Genomic DNA, 20,646 nt, shown 5'->3' on the forward strand with positions numbered 1-20,646 from the left:
AAGCCGTAAAAAAGTGTAACTATTCAGCTCAAACAAGCCTCCGGCAGCCCTGCCGGGGGCCAAACTTTTAGCCTGATTTATAAAACCGGGTTTGACAAACAGGTCTTAAGCAAGCCTTTCCAGGCTCCGCCGAAATAATTTCCACTTTTTCGCGTGCATTAGAAACGTTTTTTGCGGAGCTTTTTTTCAAAAAAGCGACCCGCCGGAGGCAAGCTGAATAGTTACAAAAAAGTTTCGGTTACCACGCCCCTTTCCTTCGGGTCAGAAGCGAAGGGGCGTGGTAATGAATTTCCCAACCATTGCCTGTCTCACCCTTTGATTTTTCTATAATTCCCGGTTGCATCATTTGGAATGCTTAAAGTCTGCGCGGATAAAGTGCCAGAAGCCCCGCCCATTGGACGCATGGGCCGCGTTGTATTGACCTGAACGGAAATACAAACAAGGCGTCTTTCAGGATACATGACACATGTGTCTGGCTGTCTGGAATCAAGCTTTTGAAAAGTTTGATAAACAGCTGTTTGGCAAGGTCCTTTCCCGTATACCCTGGATGAATGGCGAATGTGATTTTCCCCGAGGAACGAGGGGTAAAGCGCATTCGCTATTTGCTTTCGAGGTGACACACCTCGCCGCCGGAGGCATGTGTTTGTTTTTTTTTGGGGAGGGAGGGCAATCAGGGCGTTGTGGAGCTGGAGGCGGTGCAACCGCCCAGGTTCGGGGCGAACTCGCTCTGGATAATGGTGTAGAGCTTTTTCCCCACATCCAGGCCGATGTCGATGAAGCCGGGGCCGTAGAGCTTTCCGGTCTGGGACCGGAAGGTTTTTTTGATGCGGGCGATCCCTTCCAGGGCCCTGGGGTAGTGGCTCATGAAGAGGGGCAGGGGAATCCGCGCGTAGGAGACCATGTCCCAGACGGTGTGGGCAAAGTTGTCGGGTCCCCAGCGGAATTTGTCGGCATCGTAGAGGGCGTCTGCCAGGAGCTGGGCGTCAGGCCCGGTCGGACAGGCTGCGTCATTGGTTTTAAAGGCTTCGTGGCAGGCAATGGCAAAGGCGATTTCGTGGATCTCGTTTTGGGGAAAGTGCAGAACCGCCAGGACTTTTTCCGCGTAGGCAGCCCCTTTTTCGGCGTGGTCCTTGTGCTTTCGCATGGTGTCGTGCAGGAGCCCGGCGCAGTGGGCCTTGAACATGAGACGGTCTACGCACGGGGCGTCGGCCGTGTTGTGTTCCTTGCTGCGCCTGCGTTCCACAAGCACGATGGCACCGGCTTCGATGGCCACCTTCTGGGAATGGAAGAGGCCGTGGCCAAAGTCTTCATCCAACTCAGCCTCCAGGTGGGAGATGAGCTCCTTTAACTCTGCGCTTCGATCAAAAAGCCGATGTGACCGCTTAAGGGCATCGGCTTCCTCTTTATAAAAGGCGGGTTCAGGAAGGGTTTGCACCAGCTCCCGTGCCCGCTGTCGAATTTGTCTGTACGTCTCATCCATGGGTAGAAGTGTACCACACACCCCGGCGGCTTGGAAATAGTGAAGCGTGGCTTGAAGGGGCTGCTGTCGGTGGGGATTGCCCTTTTGACCGGGGGCCGATGCGGTTTGTAACAACTCTCTTTTGTCCTCTTTTTTACACGGTTTTCAGGCCTGGTCGCATCGACCTGGTTTGGCTTAAAAAAAAACATTGACAGGGTCTCTGGCCTGGTCTAAATAACAACTTATGAGCATATGCTCATAACTAAGGAGGAGCCATGGTACGTCCAAAAAAAGAACGGGTGGTGGGAGTTCCCTCCAGCCTCAGCTACTTCAAACCGGGGGGAATTCCCCTTCGGCAGCTTGAGGAGACCCTTCTCACCGTGGACGAACTGGAGTCCCTTCGGCTCTGTGATCTGGAACAACTTTCCCATGAAGAGGCGGGACGCCGCATGAACGTGTCCCGGGCCACCCTTGGGCGCATCGTGCGGGAAGCTCGGCGCAAGGTGGCCGATGCCCTGGTTCACGCCAAGGCCCTGCGTGTGGAAGGCGGCAACTACCGGATCACAGAGGAGATGCGCCTGTTTGTCTGCAGCGGTTGCGGCAAACGGTGGGAAGAACCCTATGGAACCGGACGCCCCGATGGTTGTCCTTCGTGTGACAGCGTCAAATTCCACAGGGTCTGGAAAGAAGAAGCCGAGTTCCCCGAGTCTGAATGATGCCGTGCGCAAGCGTTTTTGATATTGTACGATCCGGCCCCACATCCGAGATTGGTGCTCATCAAAATGATTTTCACAGACATCTTTGCACCCCCTCCTGGGGCTCCGGCGGTAAGATAAACCCGTAAGACGGGGTAGTGAACGCCATGATGATCACGGTAGCAAGCGGCAAAGGGGGCACGGGGAAGACCACCGTGGCCACCAACCTCGCCGTGGCCGTCGGAGAAGGGGCGACCCTTCTTGACTGCGACGTGGAAGAGCCCAATGTCCATCTGTTTTTGAATCCCGAATCGGTCATAAGGACCCCTGTCACCACCATGGTTCCGGTGGTGGACCAGGACGTATGCGTCCAGTGCGGCGCGTGCAGTGATTTGTGCCAGTTTTCCGCCATCACCCTGGTGGCCGGCGAGCTTTATACTTTTCCCCGCATGTGCCACAGCTGTGGCGGGTGCGTGATGGTGTGCCCCAACGGGGCTCTGACCGAAGGCACCCGTGAACTCGGTGAGTTGGAGAGGGGCCGGTACAAAGGCATCGAACTGATTACAGGCCGCCTGAAGGTCGGCGAAGCCATGAGCCCTCCCCTCATCGACAGGGTGAAGGAGGCCGCAGACGGCAAGGAGCTGGTGATTGTGGATGCCCCTCCGGGGACCTCCTGCCCGGTGATCGCCGCCATGGGCGGCACCCACTATGTGGTGCTGGTCACCGAGCCGACGCCCTTCGGCCTCAACGACTTGAAGCTCGCCGTGGAGGCGGTGCGGGTCCTGGGCATTCCCTTCGGCATCGTCATTAACCGTGCCGATGCAGGGGATGACCGTGTGGTCCGGTATGCGGAGGAGGAGGGCATTGAGATTCTGATGTCGATTCCTTACAGCCGGAAAGTGGCAGAGTATTACGCCAGGGGGCGGCTCCTGGTGGAGGCGATGCCGGAGATGGCCGAGGCCTTCGCCGGTATGGTGAAAAAGATCCGGAAAGCCGCAGAAGGGGGGACAAGATGAAAGAGATTACCATCTTAAGCGGCAAGGGAGGCACCGGCAAAACCACCGTTACCGCTTCCTTTGCGGCCCTTGCAACCAACAGGGTGCTGGTGGACGCCGATGTCGACGCCGCCAACCTGTACATGATCACCCCCCACACCGTGGAGGAAGAGCATCCCTTTCAAGGGGGGAACCTGCCCAAGATCGATATCCAGGCCTGCACCCACTGCGGGGAGTGCATCACCCGGTGCCGGTACGAGGCCATTGAAAAGGGGCCGCGCCTCAACCGCATTGCCTGTGAAGGCTGCGGGGTGTGCGCCCATTTTTGTCCCGAGGGGGCCATCACCATGGAGCCCCGGGTCTGCGGTACCTGGTTCAACTCCAGCACGGAAAACGGGCCCCTTGTCCACGCCCGCCTGGGCATTGCCGAGGAGAACTCCGGCCTCCTTGTCTCCCTGCTGCGTCGGGAAGCCCGCAAAAAGGTGGACGAGACAGCCGCCAACCTGATCCTTGTGGACGGACCTCCGGGGATCGGCTGCCCGGTGATTGCCGCCACCACCGGATGCGACGCCGTGGTGGTGGTCACCGAGCCCACGGTCTCGGGGCTCCACGATCTGGAGCGCGTGGCCGAACTCACCACTTTTCTCAAGGTCCCTGCCATGATCACCATCAACCGGTGGGACCTTCATCCCATGATGGCCGAGCGTATCCGTGAGGTGGCAAAGGAGAAGGGGATGCATCATCTGGGCGATATCCCTGTGGACGATGCGGTGACGGCGTCCATGGTGCAGGGTAAGCCCCTGGTTACCTGTTCCGACGGGCCTGCGGCCACGGCGATTCGTGGCGTGTGGCAGCAGGTTGTCAATTTTTTGGATGAAAAACGCGGGCCACTGAAGATGGCTCTGTAACCCAAGGAGAACCCCAATGAAAATCGCAGTGACATCTACAGCACCGGATTTCGATGCTCCCATGGACCCCCGGTTCGGCCGCGCCGCCTGCTTTCTCGTGGTAGACACCGAGACCATGGCCTGGAGCGTGGTGGAAAATTCCCAGAACCTGAACGCTGCCCAGGGTGCGGGTATCCAGGCAGGTAAAACCATCGTGGAAACGGGGTGCACCGCCATCATCACCGGCAATTGCGGCCCCAAGGCCTTCCGCGTGCTCACCGGAGCCGGCATCAAGATTGTGACCGGGGCCAAGGGCAGTGCCCGCCAGGCCGTCGAACAGTTCAAGGCCGGTGAACTCCAGGAGTCCTCCGAGGCCAACGTCGAGGGCCACTGGATTTAAGTCGCCTTAGCTAACGCATTCAAGGTGGCTTGCCTTGCCGCCGCTTTTGTATACACATGAAGGAGAAAAACATGAAAATCGCCATTCCACTGGCCATGGGCCAGCTTACCGCACACTTCGGACATTGCCAGGAATTTGCCTTTGTTAACGTTGCCGACGGGGCGATCAAGGACACCGAAAAGATCGTTCCTCCGCCCCACGAGCCCGGCGTGCTTCCCAAATGGCTGGCAGACCACGGCGTGACCCACGTCATCGCCGGCGGCATGGGCGGCAGGGCCCAGCAGCTCCTTAACGCCAGCAACATTGAGGTGGTCACCGGTGCCCCCGTGGAAGACCCTGAAGTCCTGGTCAAAGCCTGGCTTGCCAAGACCCTGGAAACCGGTGAGAACGCCTGCGGACATGATGAAAATCATATCTGCGATCACTGATTTGCGCTTGATCGCGCCCTGGGTTTTTCAGGATTTTTTCTGGAAAGCGTTCGGCGACGGGCTTGATTCACTTGTCCGTCCACTCGAAGAAGAGAGCCCGTCGCTGAACACGTATACCCCGTTTTCGAAACCGCTGTTTCGAAAACGGGGTATTTTTATTGTGGCCTATGGGTTTTTCTTCAGGGCTGAAGCAAGGGGGTCGCCTTACGGGCAATCTCTTTCCAGGACGCACAGCGGGTGCAGGCAGGGTGACCCTCGGTGTGCCGGTTCCAGGGGCGGTCGAACAAAAAGGTCGGGACCTTCATGGTACCGCTGAGAAAGGCGGCCATGGACAGGGAGTCTTCCACGGCGCAGGTGTAGGTGCGGGTTTTTATCTCATCCAGGGTGATGAAGGGGCCCTGGGCGGGGTCATGGCGCCCGTATTTGTCGCAAATTTCAAAGCTGTCAAAGGGAATGCCTGCCATTTTCAGCCAGGTCAGGGAGAGCTCCCGGGTTTCAGGGGGACGGCCGGTGACCACGGCAATGGGGTAGCCCGCCACCTGCCAGGCGGACAGGGCCTCCCTGACCCCGGTCACCGGTGAAAACCCCATCAGCACCTCCTTTGTATGCACCACCTCGAAAAGATGGGCCAGCTGTGCCCGGGTCAGGCCAAAGGAGCTGGAAAGGTCAAAGTCGGCAATGGCCTCATAGCTGGCCTCGATGCCGAATTCCCGTTTCACAAGTGCCGGATAGGTGCGCGTGGTCTCGGCAATGACGTCATCCATGTCAACGAAAATCGGATGCTTCATCGGTTAGAGATTTTTCAGGACGTCGATCATGGAGAAGCAGTGACCCTTGATGCCCGCCAGGCGTTTTTTCTCCACAAAGGCCACGGCGTCCAGGGTGCCTTCGGCGTAGATGTCCCGTCCGTTGATGTTGTGGGTGATGCCGAATTCGGAGCTGCCGTCCGGGGCGCAAAGGGTGTAGGTGTGCCAGCCGTGGCCGTCCAGGTGCTCTTCGGGGATGCCCATGGCTTTTTGGGCTTCGGGTTCACGGACCTTGTCGATGTCGGCCTCGGTGAACTCCACCCCCAGGAGGTTGAACTGGCGGATGATGGCCTTGGCCGTGCCGCTGGTATCGGCTTTCCAGCTCTGGTGGCTCTCCTTGACGGTCATCTGAAAATCCTTGAAAAGGCCGGGGAAGTTTTTGGCCCCGTACTCGATCATGGCCTGGAGGCCCACGATCTGCTTGGCCATGTTGGGGGCGATGACAGCCGGAATGGCCGAGTCGGTCACATCGGCGCGGATCTGCTCCCGGTTGCCGCCCGTGGTGCCCATGACAAAGGGCAGGCCTTCGGCACAGTAAAAGGCCACGTTGGCATCCACAGCGCTGGGGTGGGTGTAGTCCACGGTGACAAAGGGCCCGTACGTCTCCTTGATGGTTTTCAGCACCGCGCTGCGCTCCTCGGGGGAGACCAGGGTGATGTCCGTGCCGTTGACCCGGACGCTTTTTTCCGTGTCGGGGCCGGTGAGGGAGTAGGGAACGACGGTGAACCGCTCGTCATTTATCGCATGGGCCAAAATGGTGGTGGCTACCTTGCCCGGAACGCCGTTGATCATGATGTGGGTGATCGTCATGGTATCGCCTCGTCAGTGGTGGATTTGATTTTTTGTTTTCGCGCTGTGCACATGCCTCGGCATGCCCGACGGTAACCTACCACAATTGTCCCTTGGATTCAAAAGCCTGTGGTTGGAGGGGAGAACGGTATTTTGGAATGAGGGGGGCAGATCCCGTCTGTTGTTCTCACGCCATCCCTGTGGTAAAAACGGAGCAGTAAGCTGTGTCCGCCTTGCCTGTCTGAACGAATCGATGCGACAGGCGACCCGCCTTGGGTGGGCAGCCCCCTCTTTCCCCGTCCGAAAAGGAGAGTCCATCGCCATGAATGCCATTTCCCGTGAAAAATTATCTCCGAAATCCGTGTTGACCCATCTTGTTCAGGGGGGCTACCTCTCCCAGGATCAGGCCAGGCATGTTGTCTCCATGCGGGAGAGCGTGGAGAGAAAGCTGTCTCGGAAGAGGGAGGGCAAAAAGGTGGGGATCATCGAGGTGCTGAGGCACCTCTCCATGGACCGGGCCGACAGGCCGGGGGAGCCCCTGGATGAGGATGCGATTTACCAGGCCCTGGCCGATGCCTGGGCCATAGATTATATGAAGATCAACCCCTTGAAGCTCAACATGGAGACGGTGACCAAGACCATCCCCAGGAATTTTGCCATGAAGCACCTCGTGCTACCGGTGGCGATCAAAGACGGGGAGCTCACCGTGGCCATGTCCGATCCCTTCAACGCCGAGGTGCTGGATGACCTCAAGCGGGTGAGCCAGATGCGCATCCGGCCCGTGGTGACGTCCCGGTCCGACATCGAGCGCTATATCAACGAATTTTTCGGGTTCAGGTCGTCCATCGCTGCGGCCAAATCACAGTATGCAGGAACGGGCATCGACCTGGGCAACCTGGAGCAGTTCGTCAAGCTGGGATCCTACGGGGAGATCCAGTCTTCGGACCACCACATCATCAACGCGGTGAATCATCTGTTCAGCTATGCCTTTGACCAGCGGGCCAGCGATATCCATATCGAGCCCAAGCGCGATGTGACCGTCATCCGTATGCGCATTGACGGGGCGCTGCACTCCGTCTACGAGTTGCCTAAGACCATTCACAGCGCCCTGGTGACGCGCATCAAGGCCATGAGCCGCCTGGACATGGCGGAGAAGAGGCGCCCCCAGGACGGCCGCATCAAAACGGACAAAGACGGCACGGAGGTGGAGATCCGTGTCTCCACCGTGCCCGTGGCCTTTGGAGAGAAGGTGGTGATGCGTGTGCTGCATCCGGACATCATGTTCCAGGATCTTGAAAAACTCGGGTTTACCGGGGAGGATCTGGTTCGGTACGAAGCCCTTGTGAACCGACCCCACGGCATTGTGCTGGTGTGCGGGCCCACGGGAAGCGGCAAGTCCACCACCCTTTACTCCACCTTGAGGCGACGGGCGAGCCCGGAGCTCAACATCACCACCGTGGAAGACCCCATCGAGATGGTCCATGAGGAGTTCAACCAGATCGCGGTCCAGCCCCAGGTGGGCATCACGTTCGGCACCATCTTAAGAAATATCCTGCGACAGGACCCGGACATCATCATGCTCGGGGAGATGAGGGACCTCGACACGGCAGAGAACGCGGCCCAGGCGTCCATGACCGGCCACCTGGTCCTCTCCACCCTGCACACCAACGATGCGCCGTCGGCCATTATCCGCCTGCTGGACATCGGGATCCCCTCGTACATCATCCAGGCAACCCTCTCCGGGGTAGTGGCCCAGCGCCTGGTGAAGCGGGTCTGTCCCCATTGCGTGGAGACCTATGAGATGGACAGCGAAAAATTAAAAGGGCTCGGCCTGGATTCGGGTCGGGAAGGGATGCTGACCCTGTCTCGGGGCGCCGGGTGCCTCAAGTGTCGTGGAACAGGGTACCTGGGCCGGCTGGCCATCTTTGAGATCCTCACCTATTCCGAGGAAGTCCGTCGCCTGACCACCCGGGACGCGGACGCTGAGGCGATTCGTATTCAGGGGGTCAAGGAGGGGATGGTGAGTCTGAGGGAGAGCGGCATCCGGCAGCTCCTGGCCGGGAACACCACCTGGGAGGAGCTCCTGCGGGTGACCTGGGAGAGCCATTGATTCTGTACTTGAAAAAAAAGGCGCCCTGAACATGATGTCAGGGCGCCTTTGTGATTGGTTTGGGGCGGATTACTTTTTTAAAAAGGTGAAATGATCTCCGGGGGTGAACCCCTGGGTGGAGTAGGTCACCAGAACGGTTGCCGTTTCGTCCTGGGTGTCGAGGACAATGAAATTGCCGATGTTGACGGGGACCATCAGGCCTTTGTCTGTTAAGGCGTCGTCGGCCTTTTTGGTCTCGTAGTAAAACACCGTGTAGGTCTGGCCCTTGGCAATGCCGTCGGAGGCGCCCCGGTTGATGAAGCCGACCATGTCCTGGCCGAAGGTGGTCTCTCCTTCCTCGGCGGTGATGATCTCCCCTTCCATGGACTCTAAGCCGTCCAGGATGGGGATGTCACGGGACCGTTTTTTGTAGGGCATGATCTTGTCGTCGAGCTTGATGGAGCGGTAGGAGTCGGTGATGCGGGCGATGAAAAAGCCGTCCCGTTCTCCCATGATCTCCACCACCCCGCTCAGGTAGTGCTGGGTTCCGATCTCCTTGCGGACGCGGTTGAGTTTTTTTCTGTTGACGTCCAGGAGCCGTGCGGTGATCTGTCGGGGAGTGATGGTGCGGTAGGTGACATAGCGCGCGCCGATGACCAGGGAGGTCTCTTCGCTGGCCTTGATGTAGATGATGTCGCCTTCGCCCAGCATCAGCTGGTCGGTGCCCTTGAGTTTGAAGACCGTGCCGTGGGGGGTGACGGGCTCTTTTTTCATGAACCCGACCCGCTCGATTTTGGAGTAGTGGTAGGTGCGGGGCTCCTCTTTGTCCGCGATGGCGGCGGCTTCCACGGCGCCGGCTTCGTCAACGGCCATGGCGTGGCTCGAATCCCCGGTGCCCAGGGCGTCCAGATCGCTGCGATGGACGAGTTTGATTTTCTGGCCGGGATAGATCAGGTGGGGGTTGGCCAGCTGTCCGTTTTTGCTCCAGAGGTCGGGCCAGGTGTAGGGATTGTCGCTGAATTTTTGAGAGAGGCCCCAGAGGGTGTCCCCTTTTTTGACCGTGTAGTACACCCCGGTTTCCGAGGCGACCTGCTTCGTGGTATCAGCCAGACCTGATACCCCGGAGGACAAAAGGAAGACCAGTGTGAGTACGGCGGCGTATCGGAGTTTTGCCTTGATATCCATAATCGCTCCGGTATGATAATTAAGGTAAGTTGATATAGACCGTATCCGGTCTGAAATAAGGCCCCTGCATCGCTCTTTACTGTCCGGTTTTTTCATCCGTGTGTCAATACCAAATACTGGAAAGCGCTCACGTATTTTGGGGCCCTCTGGGGACATAAGATATAAGGTGAACCCAAGGAGTGGACGCCGTTCGGGCGTCTTTCTTACATCTGGGGTTGTGGTGCGGAAACAACCCCTGTATATGGTGGCAGCGGGTGGCTCCGGATCGTTGTTGAGGTGCCACAGGTCACACACTTACAGCTCATATATCCTGTATTGTCCTGATTTGTCAATGTTTTCGCGAATGCTCCCGTTGGGGCGCGGAACGGGCCTTGACGGGTTGTCACGCATCGGGCAGCAAAGGGAGAGGAACGTTTATGGAACGGATTGCAGATTTTTTGTTTGAAGCGGGGATGTTGAAGCGGATTCCGCGTTCCGGCTACCATTTCCTTGGCGGGGGAAAGGAGAGCATCGCCGAGCACTCCTTTATGATCACCACCATCGCCTTTGCCCTGTCCCGCATGGATGAGACCGTGGACGCCGGCAAGCTGCTGGCCATGTGCCTGGTGCACGACCTTCCCGAGGCCCGCACCGGGGACCTGAACTATGTTCAGAAAAAATACTGCTCCGCCGATGAAGCCCGTGCCGTGGCCGACCAGGCCCGGGGCCTTCCCTTCGGGAAAGAGTATGCCGCCCTGGTGGAGGAGTTCAATGCCTGTGAGACCCTTGAGGCAAGGCTTGCCAAGGACGCAGACCAGCTTGCCTTTGTCCTTGACCTGAGAACGCTCATGGACACCGGTCACAACGGTGCCGACAAATGGCTGGCCGTGGTGCTGGAGCGCCTGGTGACGGAGCCGGGGCGAAAGCTTGCCGACGCCATTGTATCCCGGGCCTGGGACGACTGGTGGTTGACGGGGTATTCCGAATAGGGACAGGCCTGTGTATCGCAATTTGTTCACGGGGCCCTGAGCGTTCTGCGGGGCATCAATGGTGGTTTTCCGGCTTTCTTCGGGTGGGGTGGAAAGGGGCTGGGGAGAAAATGCCTTTAACTTCGGCGCCGGTTTGGCCGATCAACATGAATGCATTCGGCATCAGTCTCGGGTGCTCTCGTGAGGCGAGACCGAAATAAAAAGGGGGAGGCGTGCCCGCATGTGTGAGCGGGCCAAAGGGCGGAAGGCATGGAAAAAATGGATACGGCTAAAATTTTGTATGTGGACGATGACCAGGATCTGATTCAAATTTACACCCGGTTTCTGGAAGGGGAAAACTACAGCCTGAAAACCGCTGCCGATGCGGAGGAGGGGCTTGAGATCGCCCAGGACTTCATGCCGGACCTTATCATCAGCGATGTGGCCATGCCCGGCATGGATGGGCTGGAGTTCTGTCGCAGGGTTCGGGCATCCGAGGGTCTTGGGGACGTCATCTTTATGCTGGTTTCCGGCATTGATGTGGAGCCGAGTGACGTGGTGGCGGGGCTCGGTGCCGGTGCGGACGAGTACCTGGTCAAGCCCTTTTCCCGCGATGAGCTCGTGGCCCGTATCGGGACCCTGCTGCGGATAAAAGGGCTAAAGGAGAGGGCTGAAAACGCCGATAGTTTTTTAAAGGACGAACTCCGGAACCGCGACACCCTGGAGGCCAGGCTGGCAGAGCTCAAGGAGGAGCTCGCCGGTGAACGGGAGGCCCTTTCCGGGGCCCTCAAGCAGGTGGCTTCCCTGGTGGGTGAGCGGCAAAAAGCTGTGGAACGGGCCGATGCCATGGAGGCCCGGGCATCAGACACCCTGACGACCTGTGTGGGCCTGCTGGTTTCAGCCCTGGACGCACGGCCGGTCTTTAAACGGGGACACGGCGCCGATGTGGCGCGCCTGTCTGTGGCCATGGCCGAGGATCTGGGGATGGAGGATGACAAGCGCCATCACCTGGAACAGGCCGCGCGGCTTCACGAGCTGGGGCTGCTTTTTGTATCGGAAACCCTGGCGGGGAAAAACCCGCTGGACTACTCCGAATCGGAAGCGGATTTTCTCTCCAGGCACCCCGAACGGGCCGGGAAGATGCTGGCCGGTGTGGAGGGGCTGGAAGAGACGGCCCGCATTGTCCGGCACCTGTTTGAACACCTCGACGGGAGCGGGACCCCCAGGGGCTTGAAAAAAGATGCCATCCCCTTGGCGTCACGGATCATTGCCGTGGCAGACGCCTGGGAAACCCTGGCGGCATGGCCGGATGGCGGCAGCGAGAGAGATCGTCTGGACAGGCTGGAAGAAGAAGCAGGGACGCGATTCGACCCCAAGGTTGTACACTGTTTGCGTAAGTGTCTGGGACGAAAGCCTGAAACTGAAGTCGGTGGCCGTGTGGAAATGAATGTGTTTGATGTGAAGCCCGGAATGGTTCTCGCCTCAGCCATCTATACAGCCAAGGGTGCCATGCTCCTGCCGGAGGATACGGTCCTGACGGACGAGTATATCAGGCAGATCGCACGCTACAACCGGATCGATTCCCTGGAAGAGACTGTATTTATAAAGGGATAGGTTGGCTTGACATGGATCTGGCTTCATTGATAGGTGTGATTTCCGGGGTTGGCTTTACGGCCGCGTGTATTCTTCTGGGCAGCAGCCTGATGCTGTTTTGGAACATGCCGTCGGTGATGATCGTTGTGGGCGGGACCATCGCCTCGACCCTCATTGCCTACCCCCTCAAAGAGTTCCTTGGCGTCTTCAAGACCGTTGGCAAGGTCTTTATGTTTAAGATCGAGAAACCCGAAGACCTGGTCAAGGCTCTGGTGGAGATCTCCAACAAGGCGAGGAAGGGCGGGCTTCTCTCCATCGAAGCAGACATCAACAGCACCGAAGACCCCTACCTGAAAAGTGCCCTCCAGATGACCGTGGACGGGGTGAAAACCTCGGACATCGCCGCGGTGATGCAAAAGAGGATGGAGTTGACCCACCGGGAACACAAGGTGGGGTACTCGGTTCTTGCCTCCATGGGGTCCTATGCCCCGGCCTTTGGCATGGTGGGCACCCTCATCGGCCTGGTGCAGATGCTGGCCAACCTCGACGACCCCTCCTCCATCGGGCCGAAAATGGCGGTGGCCATGATCACCACCTTTTACGGCGCCCTGATGGCCAACCTGTTTTTCATTCCCATGTCGGACAAGCTGAAGCTCCGCAGCGAAGAGGAGATCATGAACATGACCCTGCTGTACGAGGGCGTGGTCTCCATCCGCGAAGGGGAGCACCCCAGGCTCATGGAAGACAAGCTCAACGTCTACCTGTCGGCCGGGGGCGGAAAAGCCGCCAAAGAGGAGTAGACCATGGCTGACGAAAACGGCACCGGCGCAGCCGAAGAAGAGGCGGCTCCGGCCCTGAACCCTCCGGCCTCCATCGGGGGCGACGACGAAGAGGGCGGTGGCGCCCCCGAGTGGATGTGTACCTTTTCCGACCTGGTGACCCTGCTCATGTGCTTTTTTGTTCTGCTTTTTGCCATGAGTACCATCCAGGAGGAGACCTTCAAGGAGCTTGTTCAGTCCTTGAAATCAGCCCTGGGCGTGCAGCAGGTTCCCGAGACCGGCACCCGTGAAGGGTTGAGGATGAACGCGGGCACCGACACCACCGACCCCAAGGACCATGCCGTCGATGAGCTGGGGGGGATGGTCCAAAAAGAGATGGAAGAGATCGTCAGCGATGTGCGCGAGCTCATCATGTTCAACAAGCTCGGCGGCCAGGTGCGGGTGGAGGAGACCGAAGACGGCGCGGTGATCACCATCGCCGACATGGTCATTTTCGGGCCCGGCGAGGCAAGGCTCTCCGAGGACGGGCGCATCGTCATGGAGAAGGTGGCCATGGTGCTGGCCCAGTTTCATTATCCCGTCACGGTGTCGGGGCATACCGACGCCCTGCCCATGGCCAGGCGCAATGACGATTCCAACTGGGAACTCTCCACCCGTCGTGCCACCAGCGTGGTGCGTTTTCTTATCTCCATGGGCATTGATCCTGCCGAGTTGAAGGCCCAGGGGTTTGCCCACTACCGACCGGTGGCCGACAACGGGACCCCCGAGGGGCGCGCGAAAAACCGTCGGGTGGAGATTACCTATGAGCGCACCTACATCGCCCGGGCGATGGGCGGGGAGCTGTATTAGGAAGGCCACGGGCCTTTTGTCTGTTCTTCCATCACTGCCCCCTTCCTTTGCCGTCCTGCCTTTGGAACGCGTCGTGTCCACGATTGCTGTTGAACTCTCAATTTCTATCGGATAGAATACAAAGTTTTTAAAATATCGCTGGGGCGACGCCACCCGGGGGACATTTTCTCTGCGGCTGATGGCGGCCCTGTCTTTTACGTTTTTTTGTGGTGACGGATATGAAATTGAGATTGGATGAGCTTGCCAAGGCCATGGCCCTGCCGCGGGACACCCTGGAACGCTGGATTCGCCAGGGGCGCATTCCCGTGAAGAAAACCGGGACGGAGTGCTCTTTCGGGTTTGCGACCCTTAAGAGCTGGGCCGGAAAACACAACACCACCTTTGTCCTGGATGAGCCGACTTCGCCCGTGGATGCCACGCGGGAGGCCGTGACCCTGTCCCGTGTCCTGGAGCGCGGAGGGGTGGTGTACGATCTTGATGGCGACGATGTGTCGTCGGTCCTTCTGAACATGACCTCCTCGGTGAGGGGGCTGGGGGAAGGGGAGAGGGAGTCCCTTTTTCATCTCCTTGACGAGCGGGAACGCCTGGCTTCCACCGGTGTGGGGCGCGGTGTGGCCCTTCCCCACCCTCGAACGCCCATGGACGCCTGCGAGACCCCGTCCATCACCACCTTTTTCTTAAAGCACCCCGTGGATTTCGGTGCGGTGGATGACCTTCCGGTGCGCGTGCTCTTCCTGATTCTGAGTCCGGATGTGGGGATTCACCTTCAGCTTTTGTCCAAAATTTCTTTTTGTGTTCGGGAACCCGCGTTTCTGCGGTTTCTGGAGAGCGTGCCCTCGGAGGCGGCCCTTTTGGAAAAGGTGGCCGAGTTCGAGAGCCGTCTGTGACGGCCCGTGTGGGAGCCCGGTTTTTTGCGGTGGGGCAAGGCCACGGGCACCCTCTTTACAACGGGGATGGAATCTGTTAGTCCGGCGGTGTCGGTTCGGTACCGACAGTTGTTGGGTTCAGCCAGGAAAACCCCTGGTCCGGAGACCCCATGGAGTTCAGGCGGCGAATCGCCGCTGGGGGACCATGGTGTGTCCGGTTCAGGCGTTTTAAGGGCCTTTTTGCGTCATGATACCGGGGCGTGTTTTGTTTATGGTCGGGAACCCTTTTCCGACATCTTTGGGGATCTTTTCAAATGTTGAAAAGGCTGTGTAGACTTCCGTCGAAGTTACCGCGTATTCAGTCGGATGACCGGTTGATTTTGATGGTGGCAGGCGTCATGGTGGGGATTGCAAGCGGGTTGGCGGCCTTGGCCCTGAACCGCAGCCTTGAGGCGATGATGGAACTGGTTCATCACCTGAAGGACTACCCCTGGGCGTTTGTGCTGCCCGGGATCGGTGCGGCCGTGTCCGCCATCTATCTCGATTATGTGATGAAGGAGGGGGCCGGCCACGGGGTGCCGGAGGTGATCTATGCCGTCTCCCGCTACGGGGGGCTCCTGCGCCTGAGGTCCAGCGTTTCGCGGCTCATCTCCAGTTGCCTGACCATCGGCAGCGGCGGCTCGGCAGGCCCTGAGGCCCCGGTGGTGATGAGCGGGGCGGCCATCGGCTCCAATATCGCCAAGCTCTTCAATTTAAATGACCGCCAGCGCGTGACCCTTGTGGGGTGCGGGGCGGCCGGTGCCATCTCTTCCATCTTCAACGCCCCCATTGCCGGCCTGGTCTTTGTGCTGGAGGTGGTCCTGGGGGAGTGGTCCACGGTGAATATCGTGCCCATCGCCATCGCGGCGGTGGCAGGCACGGAAGTGAGCCGTTTTTTCAACGGCAACCAGATCGCCTTCAGCCACACCGGGTTTGATATCGGGGTGGCCGATACGGTTGCGGCTGCAGGCCTCGGGCTGGCCACGGCCCTTTTTTCCATCCTGCTGACCCGGGCACTGCGTTCCATGAACGGGGTCTCCTCCGGGGTCAAGCTTCCCAAGTGGGGGCGGGCGGCCATCGGCGGTTGTCTGGTGGGGCTTCTGGGCCTTATCTTCCCCGATGTGCAGGGGGAAGGGTACCATGCCATCCGTGAGATGATCGTGGGGGCCTACAACGGTGCCTTTCAAGTGGCTGCCATTGCTATTTTTGCCAAGATACTGGCCACCTCCCTGACCCTGGGCTGGGGTGGGTCCGGGGGGATCTTTGCCCCCTCCCTTGTGGTGGGCAGCTTTACCGGGCTGGCCTTTTACCGGGGCGTCACCGTCCTCTGGCCCTCCATTCCCCTGGTGGGGGAAGGGTGCTTTGCCCTTTTGGGCATGGCCGGGCTCATCAGCGGTATCCTCCAGGCCCCGTTGACCGGTATTTTCCTTATCGTGCAGATCACCGGGGGGTATGAGGTGATCCTGCCCCTTATCGTCGTTTCTGCCGTCTCCACCACCATCACCCACTATTTTGAGCCAGCCTCCTTTTATATGAAGGATCTGGTGGACCGGGGCCAGCTTCTCCGTCCCGGCACCGATGCGCGGGTGCTCAACGACCTCTCCCTGGGTGAACTCATCGAAAAAGATTGTCTGTCCGTGACGCCCCACATGACCCTGCGGGAGTTTGTGGAGGTGATCAAGCGCTCCACACGCAACTATTTTCCCGTGGAAGACCCCGGCACCGGGGATTTTCTGGGCATGGTGGACCTCGACAGGGTGCGGCCCTATCTGTTTGACACCATCATGTACGACGCCGTGGTGGTGGAGCAGATCATGGACCGCGACGTTGCCACCATCGCCTACGGGGACGAGCTGGCCGAGGTGTTGCAAACCATGGACGGCCAGGGGCTTTTCAGTATGCCCCTGGTGGTGAACCGGCGGTTTGTGGGGATGATCTCCAAGGCCACCCTCCTTGATAAATACCGAAAAGAGCTGATGGTGCAGACCACCGACAACCCCTGATAAGGCATGAAACCTATGGATACCCAACTTTTCCACATTTTTCGGAACACGCCCACCGGGCGGGAGACCTTTCTTCAATCACTCTATTTCTGTCGCCTCATGGGGGCGTCTCCGGTGGTGTACGTGCCCAAGCACACCAAGTTCCTGATGTACTTTGAGCGGGATGTGGTACAGGTGGATCTGGACAGCTCCTACTTAACCGCTTCGGAGACGGCTGAAAAACACGCGCGGGAGCTGGCCGAGCAGGAAGGGTTGGATCCCGGGGTGTTCAAGGCGAAAAACTTTACAGCCTCCACCCTGCCGGACATTCCCGTGGACTTTGATTTCATGTGCTGTCCGCGCAGCATCAGCGATCTGACGAGCAAGATCGGGTTGGGGTACATCGGCTCGCGGGTGCGCCGTATTATCCGCTCTGCTTTTTTTCCCGTGCTGATCACCAGCCCCTCCTTTCGTCAGTGGAACAGCATCACGGTTTTCTTCGGGGGGTCTGAAAACGCGGTCAATGCCCTGCGCTTAGGGGCCCGTATCGCCCGAAAAACAGGCATGAAGCTGCGCCTCTTTACCCAGGTCGAAGGGGGTAAGACACGGGACGATTACGAGAGGGTGATCGTTGAGAGCGGCCTGGGGGATGACATGTCTGCCTATGTGGACGACTGGCTCCTGTTTTTCGGGGGCAGGTTTGAAGAAAATCTTTACGAGGTCCCCCATGACAGCCTGTTGGTTCTGGGGGCCTATGGCCACGGATTGATCCGGGACCTTCTCTTTGGAAGCAAGATGGAGACCATTCAGTCGGTGATGCCCAACAACCTGATGGTGGCCGGTCCCAATTACGTCGACAGGCGCGCCTGATGGGATGATGCGTTATCCCGGGGCGTTGTGTGAGAGCCTTGGGGGGTGGGCCTGCGGCTGCCACGGGACCTTTTTCAAGGTCCCCTGAAAAGTGTGAGAAAACCCCTTGACAAAGATATGGGGATGACGTAAATCTTCTCTCGCTTTTGGAGCGGTATCCAAAACAAGCTGCTTCGGCGGCAAGGCTTCCACAGCACGCAAGGGTGGAAGGCCGGATACCGATTATAAGGGTTATAGTTTGCGGAGAGGTGACCGAGTGGCTGAAGGTGCACGCCTGGAAAGCGTGTGTGCTGTAACAGGTACCGAGAGTTCGAATCTCTCCCTCTCCGCCACTACCCCTTATAACTAAATTAAGGGTCAGGTTACATCGGAACAGGTTTTCACCACCTCCTCTCAATTCGGACGTGGGGCACCTGTTTTTTTTGTTTTGGCCCCATAGTCTTGCCCATGGCAGCAACGGGATGGACGGGGCGCTTGCAGCGCCGCTCATTTTATGGTTTCATCCCTGGTAGTGACCCCATGCACTGTGTGGGGCTTTTGAGGCGGCACCAGGCCGCGGCTGATTTGATGACACGCCGGCGCCTTGCCCGCGTTCCGGTCCGGAACCGGTCTTCGGCCGGCAGGGAGAACCGGTCACCATGTCCTATCTTGTCCTTGCCCGAAAATACAGACCCCAGCTTTTTGACGATGTGGTGGGGCAGTCCCACGTCACCACCACGCTCACCCATGCCATTTCTGCCGACCGTGTCGCCCATGCCATTCTTTTTTCCGGCCCCCGGGGCACAGGGAAAACCTCGGTGGCACGAATCCTTGCCAAGGCGATGAACTGTTCCGGCAGGCGGGAGACCGGTTCCCCCCACCCCTGCAACTCCTGCCGTTCCTGTCGGGAGATCACCCAGGGCAGCTCGGCCGATGTCTTTGAGATCGACGGTGCCTCCAACAACAGCGTGGAGCAGGTAAGGGAGCTGCGAAGCAACGTCAGCTACATGCCTGTCTACAGCCCCTTTAAGATCTACATCATCGACGAGGTGCACATGCTCAGCATGGCGGCCTTCAACGCCCTTCTCAAGACCCTGGAAGAGCCGCCGCCCCATGTCCTGTTTATGTTCGCCACCACCGAAGTGCACAAGATCCCGGTGACCATTCTTTCGCGTTGTCAGCGCCACGACATGCGGCGTGTTTCCCACCGGGACCTCAAGGCCCACCTTGAAAGGCTCAGCTCCTTAGAGGGCGTGTCCGTTCCCCAGGAGAGCCTGGATCTCATCACCGTGGAAGCGGGGGGCTCGGTGCGGGACTCCCTGAGCATCCTCGATCAGATTATCGGCAGCGCCGTGGACGGCGCCGTGACCCATGAGTCGGTGCTGACCACCCTGGGGGCCGTGGAGACGAGCGATGTGATGGCCCTTGTGGGGGCCCTGATTCGGAGGGACGGCGGGGCTGTTCTGTCGGCGGTGAACCGCTTTTACACCCAGGGCAACGATCTGCGGCGCCTCTTTTCCAGCCTGACCCAGACCTTAAGGAACCTTTTGGTACTGGACGTGGCCGGGCCCGAGGTGCTGGACCTTCCCGACGGAGAGACGGGCGCCCTGGCCGCCATGGCCAAGGCTTCCACCCGGGGATTCCTCACCAAGGCCCTGGAGGTGCTCCTGGCCGAAGAGCCGGCGGTGCGCTATGCTGCCGCCCCCAAGATGGCCCTGGAGCTGGCCCTGATCAAGATCCTCCAGGTACCCGATGCCCTCTCAATAGACACCCTGATTCGAAAAATCGACACCCTGCAGAAGACAGGAGGAAGCTCCCCTGCGCCATCGGGGGCACCCCAGGGTGCGGCCGGGGTTTCCGAATCCCGGGCGGCATACACCCCCAAGGCGCCTTCTGCCGGTCCGGTAGGCACCGCCCCGGAGTCGGCCGTGGTGGCCTCGTCGAGCCCGGCTCCGACCGAGCCGGTGCGCCCCGCCCCGGAACCGCTCCAGGCGGCTGCGTCGAGCCCGGCTCCGGCCGAGTCGGTGCGCCCCGTACCGGAACCGATCCAGGCGGCTCCGTCGAGCCCGGCCCCGGCCGAGCCGGTGCGCCCCGTCCCGGAACCGGTCCAGGCGGCTCCGTCGAGCCCGGCCCCGATCGAACCGGCCCACTCCGTCCCGGAACAGGCCATGGCGGCTCTGTCCGGTCCGGCCTCGGCCCCTCAGCCTCCCCGGGGGGCTGCAGTTCAGGCGGCAGGGAACGAAGCACCTCGTCCTGCCTGGAACCCTTCGGATTCGCCTGAAAAGGCATGGGGGGCGTTCCTTGAGGCCCTGCGTAAAAACCGGCCCCCCCTGGCCCCGCTCCTTGCCAAAAGCGCCTTGAAAAAAGTGGCGGGAAAGAGTATTGAGATCGAAATCACCGCCAACCGTTTTGCCGTGGGACGACTTAAAAACGGCAAGAAAAAAGAGTTGGAAGACGAGATCCGGGCCTGGTTCGGCCCGGAGATGGACGTGACCCTACACACCATCATTGCCGGCGAAGAGACCCCTTCCGGGGGGCGCCACGGGAACGATCGTTTCGTGACCGAGGCAAAAGAGCACCCCGTGATTCATGAAGCCATACGGGTCTTCGGGGGCAAGGTGGATGTCAACATCATTAAGGAGGAAGACCATGAAAGGCATGGGTAACATGATGAAGCAGGCCCAGAAGATGCAGGCCAAGATGATGAAGCTTCAAAACGAGATGGACCAGTACACCGCAGAGGGTACCGCAGGTGGCGGCGTGGTCAAGGCGGTGGCCAACGGCAAGCAGAAAGTGCTTTCTGTTACCATCGACCCGGAAGTGGTGGACCCCGAAGATGTGGAGATCCTCCAGGAGATGGTAGCTGCCGCTGTGAACGACGCCCTGACCAAGGTGGGGACCATCGTCAACGAGAAGATGAGCAAGGTGACCGGCGGGATGAATATTCCCGGTCTGATGTAGGTTTTTCCCCTGCTTTGTTGCCCAGGCTGCCGGAGGCTTTCCCTCCGG

19 protein-coding genes and 1 tRNA gene are annotated in these 20,646 nt (G+C 59.3%); 16 read left to right on the forward strand and 4 right to left on the reverse strand.

What is annotated here, in order from left to right:
- Nucleotides 1-670 precede the first annotated feature (670 nt).
- Nucleotides 671-1,480 (reverse strand): HD domain-containing protein, encoded by an 810-nt coding sequence (locus BLQ12_RS04310; RefSeq protein ID WP_139163827.1) that lies wholly within the window; start codon nucleotides 1,478-1,480, stop codon nucleotides 671-673.
- Between the two features lie 254 nt (nucleotides 1,481-1,734).
- Between BLQ12_RS04310 and BLQ12_RS04315 the strand changes: the two genes are divergently transcribed.
- The 5 genes from BLQ12_RS04315 to BLQ12_RS04335 all read left to right on the forward strand — a co-directional run bounded on the left by BLQ12_RS04315 (nucleotide 1,735) and on the right by BLQ12_RS04335 (nucleotide 4,864).
- Complete coding sequence (locus BLQ12_RS04315) at nucleotides 1,735-2,175, forward strand: DUF134 domain-containing protein (protein ID WP_092208623.1); 441 nt, start codon at nucleotides 1,735-1,737, stop codon at nucleotides 2,173-2,175.
- Nucleotides 2,176-2,321: 146 nt separating this feature from the next.
- A complete protein-coding gene (locus BLQ12_RS04320) occupies nucleotides 2,322-3,170 on the forward strand; it encodes an ATP-binding protein (protein ID WP_092208625.1) in 849 nt (282 codons plus the stop codon).
- On the forward strand, nucleotides 3,167-4,057 hold the full coding sequence (locus BLQ12_RS04325; protein WP_092208627.1) for an ATP-binding protein: 891 nt from the start codon (nucleotides 3,167-3,169) through the stop codon (nucleotides 4,055-4,057). The genes BLQ12_RS04320 and BLQ12_RS04325 overlap by 4 nt, the downstream gene beginning before the upstream one ends.
- Nucleotides 4,058-4,073: 16 nt before the next feature.
- A complete protein-coding gene (locus tag BLQ12_RS04330; RefSeq protein WP_092208629.1) occupies nucleotides 4,074-4,436 on the forward strand; it encodes a NifB/NifX family molybdenum-iron cluster-binding protein in 363 nt (120 codons plus the stop codon).
- Nucleotides 4,437-4,507: 71 nt separating this feature from the next.
- Nucleotides 4,508-4,864, forward strand: coding sequence for a NifB/NifX family molybdenum-iron cluster-binding protein (locus BLQ12_RS04335; RefSeq protein ID WP_092209003.1), 357 nt, complete (start codon nucleotides 4,508-4,510; stop codon nucleotides 4,862-4,864).
- Between the two features lie 179 nt (nucleotides 4,865-5,043).
- Here BLQ12_RS04335 and BLQ12_RS04340 read toward each other — a convergent pair whose 3' ends face one another.
- Together BLQ12_RS04340 and BLQ12_RS04345 are read right to left on the reverse strand one after the other, a co-directional pair.
- Complete coding sequence (locus tag BLQ12_RS04340) at nucleotides 5,044-5,652, reverse strand: HAD family hydrolase (RefSeq protein WP_092208631.1); 609 nt, start codon at nucleotides 5,650-5,652, stop codon at nucleotides 5,044-5,046.
- Between the two features lie 3 nt (nucleotides 5,653-5,655).
- On the reverse strand, nucleotides 5,656-6,480 hold the full coding sequence (locus BLQ12_RS04345; protein WP_092208633.1) for a dihydrodipicolinate reductase C-terminal domain-containing protein: 825 nt from the start codon (nucleotides 6,478-6,480) through the stop codon (nucleotides 5,656-5,658).
- 301 nt (nucleotides 6,481-6,781) lie between these two features.
- Between BLQ12_RS04345 and BLQ12_RS04350 the strand changes: the two genes are divergently transcribed.
- A complete protein-coding gene (locus BLQ12_RS04350) occupies nucleotides 6,782-8,569 on the forward strand; it encodes a GspE/PulE family protein (RefSeq protein WP_092208635.1) in 1,788 nt (595 codons plus the stop codon).
- 69 nt (nucleotides 8,570-8,638) lie between these two features.
- Here the strand turns inward: BLQ12_RS04350 and BLQ12_RS04355 are convergent, their stop codons facing one another.
- Nucleotides 8,639-9,733, reverse strand: a complete 1,095-nt coding sequence (locus tag BLQ12_RS04355; RefSeq protein ID WP_175469491.1) for a LysM peptidoglycan-binding domain-containing protein — start codon at nucleotides 9,731-9,733, stop codon at nucleotides 8,639-8,641.
- 416 nt (nucleotides 9,734-10,149) lie between these two features.
- On the opposite strand from BLQ12_RS04355, the gene BLQ12_RS04360 reads away from it, so the two are divergent.
- The 10 genes from BLQ12_RS04360 (at nucleotide 10,150) to BLQ12_RS04405 (ending at nucleotide 20,598) form a co-directional block, all read left to right on the forward strand.
- Complete coding sequence (locus BLQ12_RS04360; RefSeq protein WP_092208639.1) at nucleotides 10,150-10,701, forward strand: HD domain-containing protein; 552 nt, start codon at nucleotides 10,150-10,152, stop codon at nucleotides 10,699-10,701.
- Nucleotides 10,702-10,950: 249 nt separating this feature from the next.
- Nucleotides 10,951-12,294 (forward strand): HD domain-containing phosphohydrolase, encoded by a 1,344-nt coding sequence (locus BLQ12_RS04365; RefSeq protein WP_092208641.1) that lies wholly within the window; start codon nucleotides 10,951-10,953, stop codon nucleotides 12,292-12,294.
- A gap of 11 nt (nucleotides 12,295-12,305) precedes the next feature.
- Entirely contained in the window at nucleotides 12,306-13,073 is a 768-nt protein-coding gene (locus BLQ12_RS04370) for a motility protein A (protein WP_092208643.1), read from the forward strand.
- Nucleotides 13,074-13,076: 3 nt separating this feature from the next.
- Nucleotides 13,077-13,901, forward strand: coding sequence for an OmpA/MotB family protein (locus tag BLQ12_RS04375; protein ID WP_092208645.1), 825 nt, complete (start codon nucleotides 13,077-13,079; stop codon nucleotides 13,899-13,901).
- Nucleotides 13,902-14,119: 218 nt separating this feature from the next.
- Entirely contained in the window at nucleotides 14,120-14,788 is a 669-nt protein-coding gene (locus tag BLQ12_RS04380) for a PTS sugar transporter subunit IIA (protein ID WP_092208647.1), read from the forward strand.
- 362 nt (nucleotides 14,789-15,150) lie between these two features.
- The gene (locus BLQ12_RS04385) at nucleotides 15,151-16,809 is read left to right on the forward strand and encodes a chloride channel protein (RefSeq protein ID WP_226860270.1); all 1,659 of its coding nucleotides are present in this window, start codon (nucleotides 15,151-15,153) and stop codon (nucleotides 16,807-16,809) included.
- 15 nt (nucleotides 16,810-16,824) lie between these two features.
- Nucleotides 16,825-17,658, forward strand: a complete 834-nt coding sequence (locus BLQ12_RS04390) for a universal stress protein (protein WP_092208651.1) — start codon at nucleotides 16,825-16,827, stop codon at nucleotides 17,656-17,658.
- A gap of 242 nt (nucleotides 17,659-17,900) precedes the next feature.
- Nucleotides 17,901-17,990 (forward strand) — tRNA-Ser (locus tag BLQ12_RS04395).
- A gap of 306 nt (nucleotides 17,991-18,296) precedes the next feature.
- Entirely contained in the window at nucleotides 18,297-20,303 is a 2,007-nt protein-coding gene (dnaX, locus tag BLQ12_RS04400) for a DNA polymerase III subunit gamma/tau (protein WP_092208653.1), read from the forward strand.
- Complete coding sequence (locus BLQ12_RS04405) at nucleotides 20,287-20,598, forward strand: YbaB/EbfC family nucleoid-associated protein (protein ID WP_092208655.1); 312 nt, start codon at nucleotides 20,287-20,289, stop codon at nucleotides 20,596-20,598. Before dnaX ends, BLQ12_RS04405 begins: the two co-directional genes overlap by 17 nt.
- Nucleotides 20,599-20,646: the final 48 nt, after the last annotated feature.

It is taken from the genome of Desulfoluna spongiiphila, assembly GCF_900101345.1.
Taxonomy (GTDB): Bacteria; Desulfobacterota; Desulfobacteria; order Desulfobacterales; family Desulfolunaceae; genus Desulfoluna; species Desulfoluna spongiiphila.

Coding starts and splice junctions, on each gene's coding strand:
- BLQ12_RS04310 (WP_139163827.1), bottom strand. CDS start 1,480: ATGGATGAGACGTACAGACAAATTCGACAGCGGGCACGGGAGCTGGTG.
- BLQ12_RS04315 (WP_092208623.1), top strand. CDS start 1,735: ATGGTACGTCCAAAAAAAGAACGGGTGGTGGGAGTTCCCTCCAGCCTC.
- BLQ12_RS04320 (WP_092208625.1), top strand. CDS start 2,322: ATGATGATCACGGTAGCAAGCGGCAAAGGGGGCACGGGGAAGACCACC.
- BLQ12_RS04325 (WP_092208627.1), top strand. CDS start 3,167: ATGAAAGAGATTACCATCTTAAGCGGCAAGGGAGGCACCGGCAAAACC.
- BLQ12_RS04330 (WP_092208629.1), top strand. CDS start 4,074: ATGAAAATCGCAGTGACATCTACAGCACCGGATTTCGATGCTCCCATG.
- BLQ12_RS04335 (WP_092209003.1), top strand. CDS start 4,508: ATGAAAATCGCCATTCCACTGGCCATGGGCCAGCTTACCGCACACTTC.
- BLQ12_RS04340 (WP_092208631.1), bottom strand. CDS start 5,652: ATGAAGCATCCGATTTTCGTTGACATGGATGACGTCATTGCCGAGACC.
- BLQ12_RS04345 (WP_092208633.1), bottom strand. CDS start 6,480: ATGACGATCACCCACATCATGATCAACGGCGTTCCGGGCAAGGTAGCC.
- BLQ12_RS04350 (WP_092208635.1), top strand. CDS start 6,782: ATGAATGCCATTTCCCGTGAAAAATTATCTCCGAAATCCGTGTTGACC.
- BLQ12_RS04355 (WP_175469491.1), bottom strand. CDS start 9,733: ATGGATATCAAGGCAAAACTCCGATACGCCGCCGTACTCACACTGGTC.
- BLQ12_RS04360 (WP_092208639.1), top strand. CDS start 10,150: ATGGAACGGATTGCAGATTTTTTGTTTGAAGCGGGGATGTTGAAGCGG.
- BLQ12_RS04365 (WP_092208641.1), top strand. CDS start 10,951: ATGGAAAAAATGGATACGGCTAAAATTTTGTATGTGGACGATGACCAG.
- BLQ12_RS04370 (WP_092208643.1), top strand. CDS start 12,306: ATGGATCTGGCTTCATTGATAGGTGTGATTTCCGGGGTTGGCTTTACG.
- BLQ12_RS04375 (WP_092208645.1), top strand. CDS start 13,077: ATGGCTGACGAAAACGGCACCGGCGCAGCCGAAGAAGAGGCGGCTCCG.
- BLQ12_RS04380 (WP_092208647.1), top strand. CDS start 14,120: ATGAAATTGAGATTGGATGAGCTTGCCAAGGCCATGGCCCTGCCGCGG.
- BLQ12_RS04385 (WP_226860270.1), top strand. CDS start 15,151: ATGGTGGCAGGCGTCATGGTGGGGATTGCAAGCGGGTTGGCGGCCTTG.
- BLQ12_RS04390 (WP_092208651.1), top strand. CDS start 16,825: ATGGATACCCAACTTTTCCACATTTTTCGGAACACGCCCACCGGGCGG.
- dnaX (WP_092208653.1), top strand. CDS start 18,297: ATGTCCTATCTTGTCCTTGCCCGAAAATACAGACCCCAGCTTTTTGAC.
- BLQ12_RS04405 (WP_092208655.1), top strand. CDS start 20,287: ATGAAAGGCATGGGTAACATGATGAAGCAGGCCCAGAAGATGCAGGCC.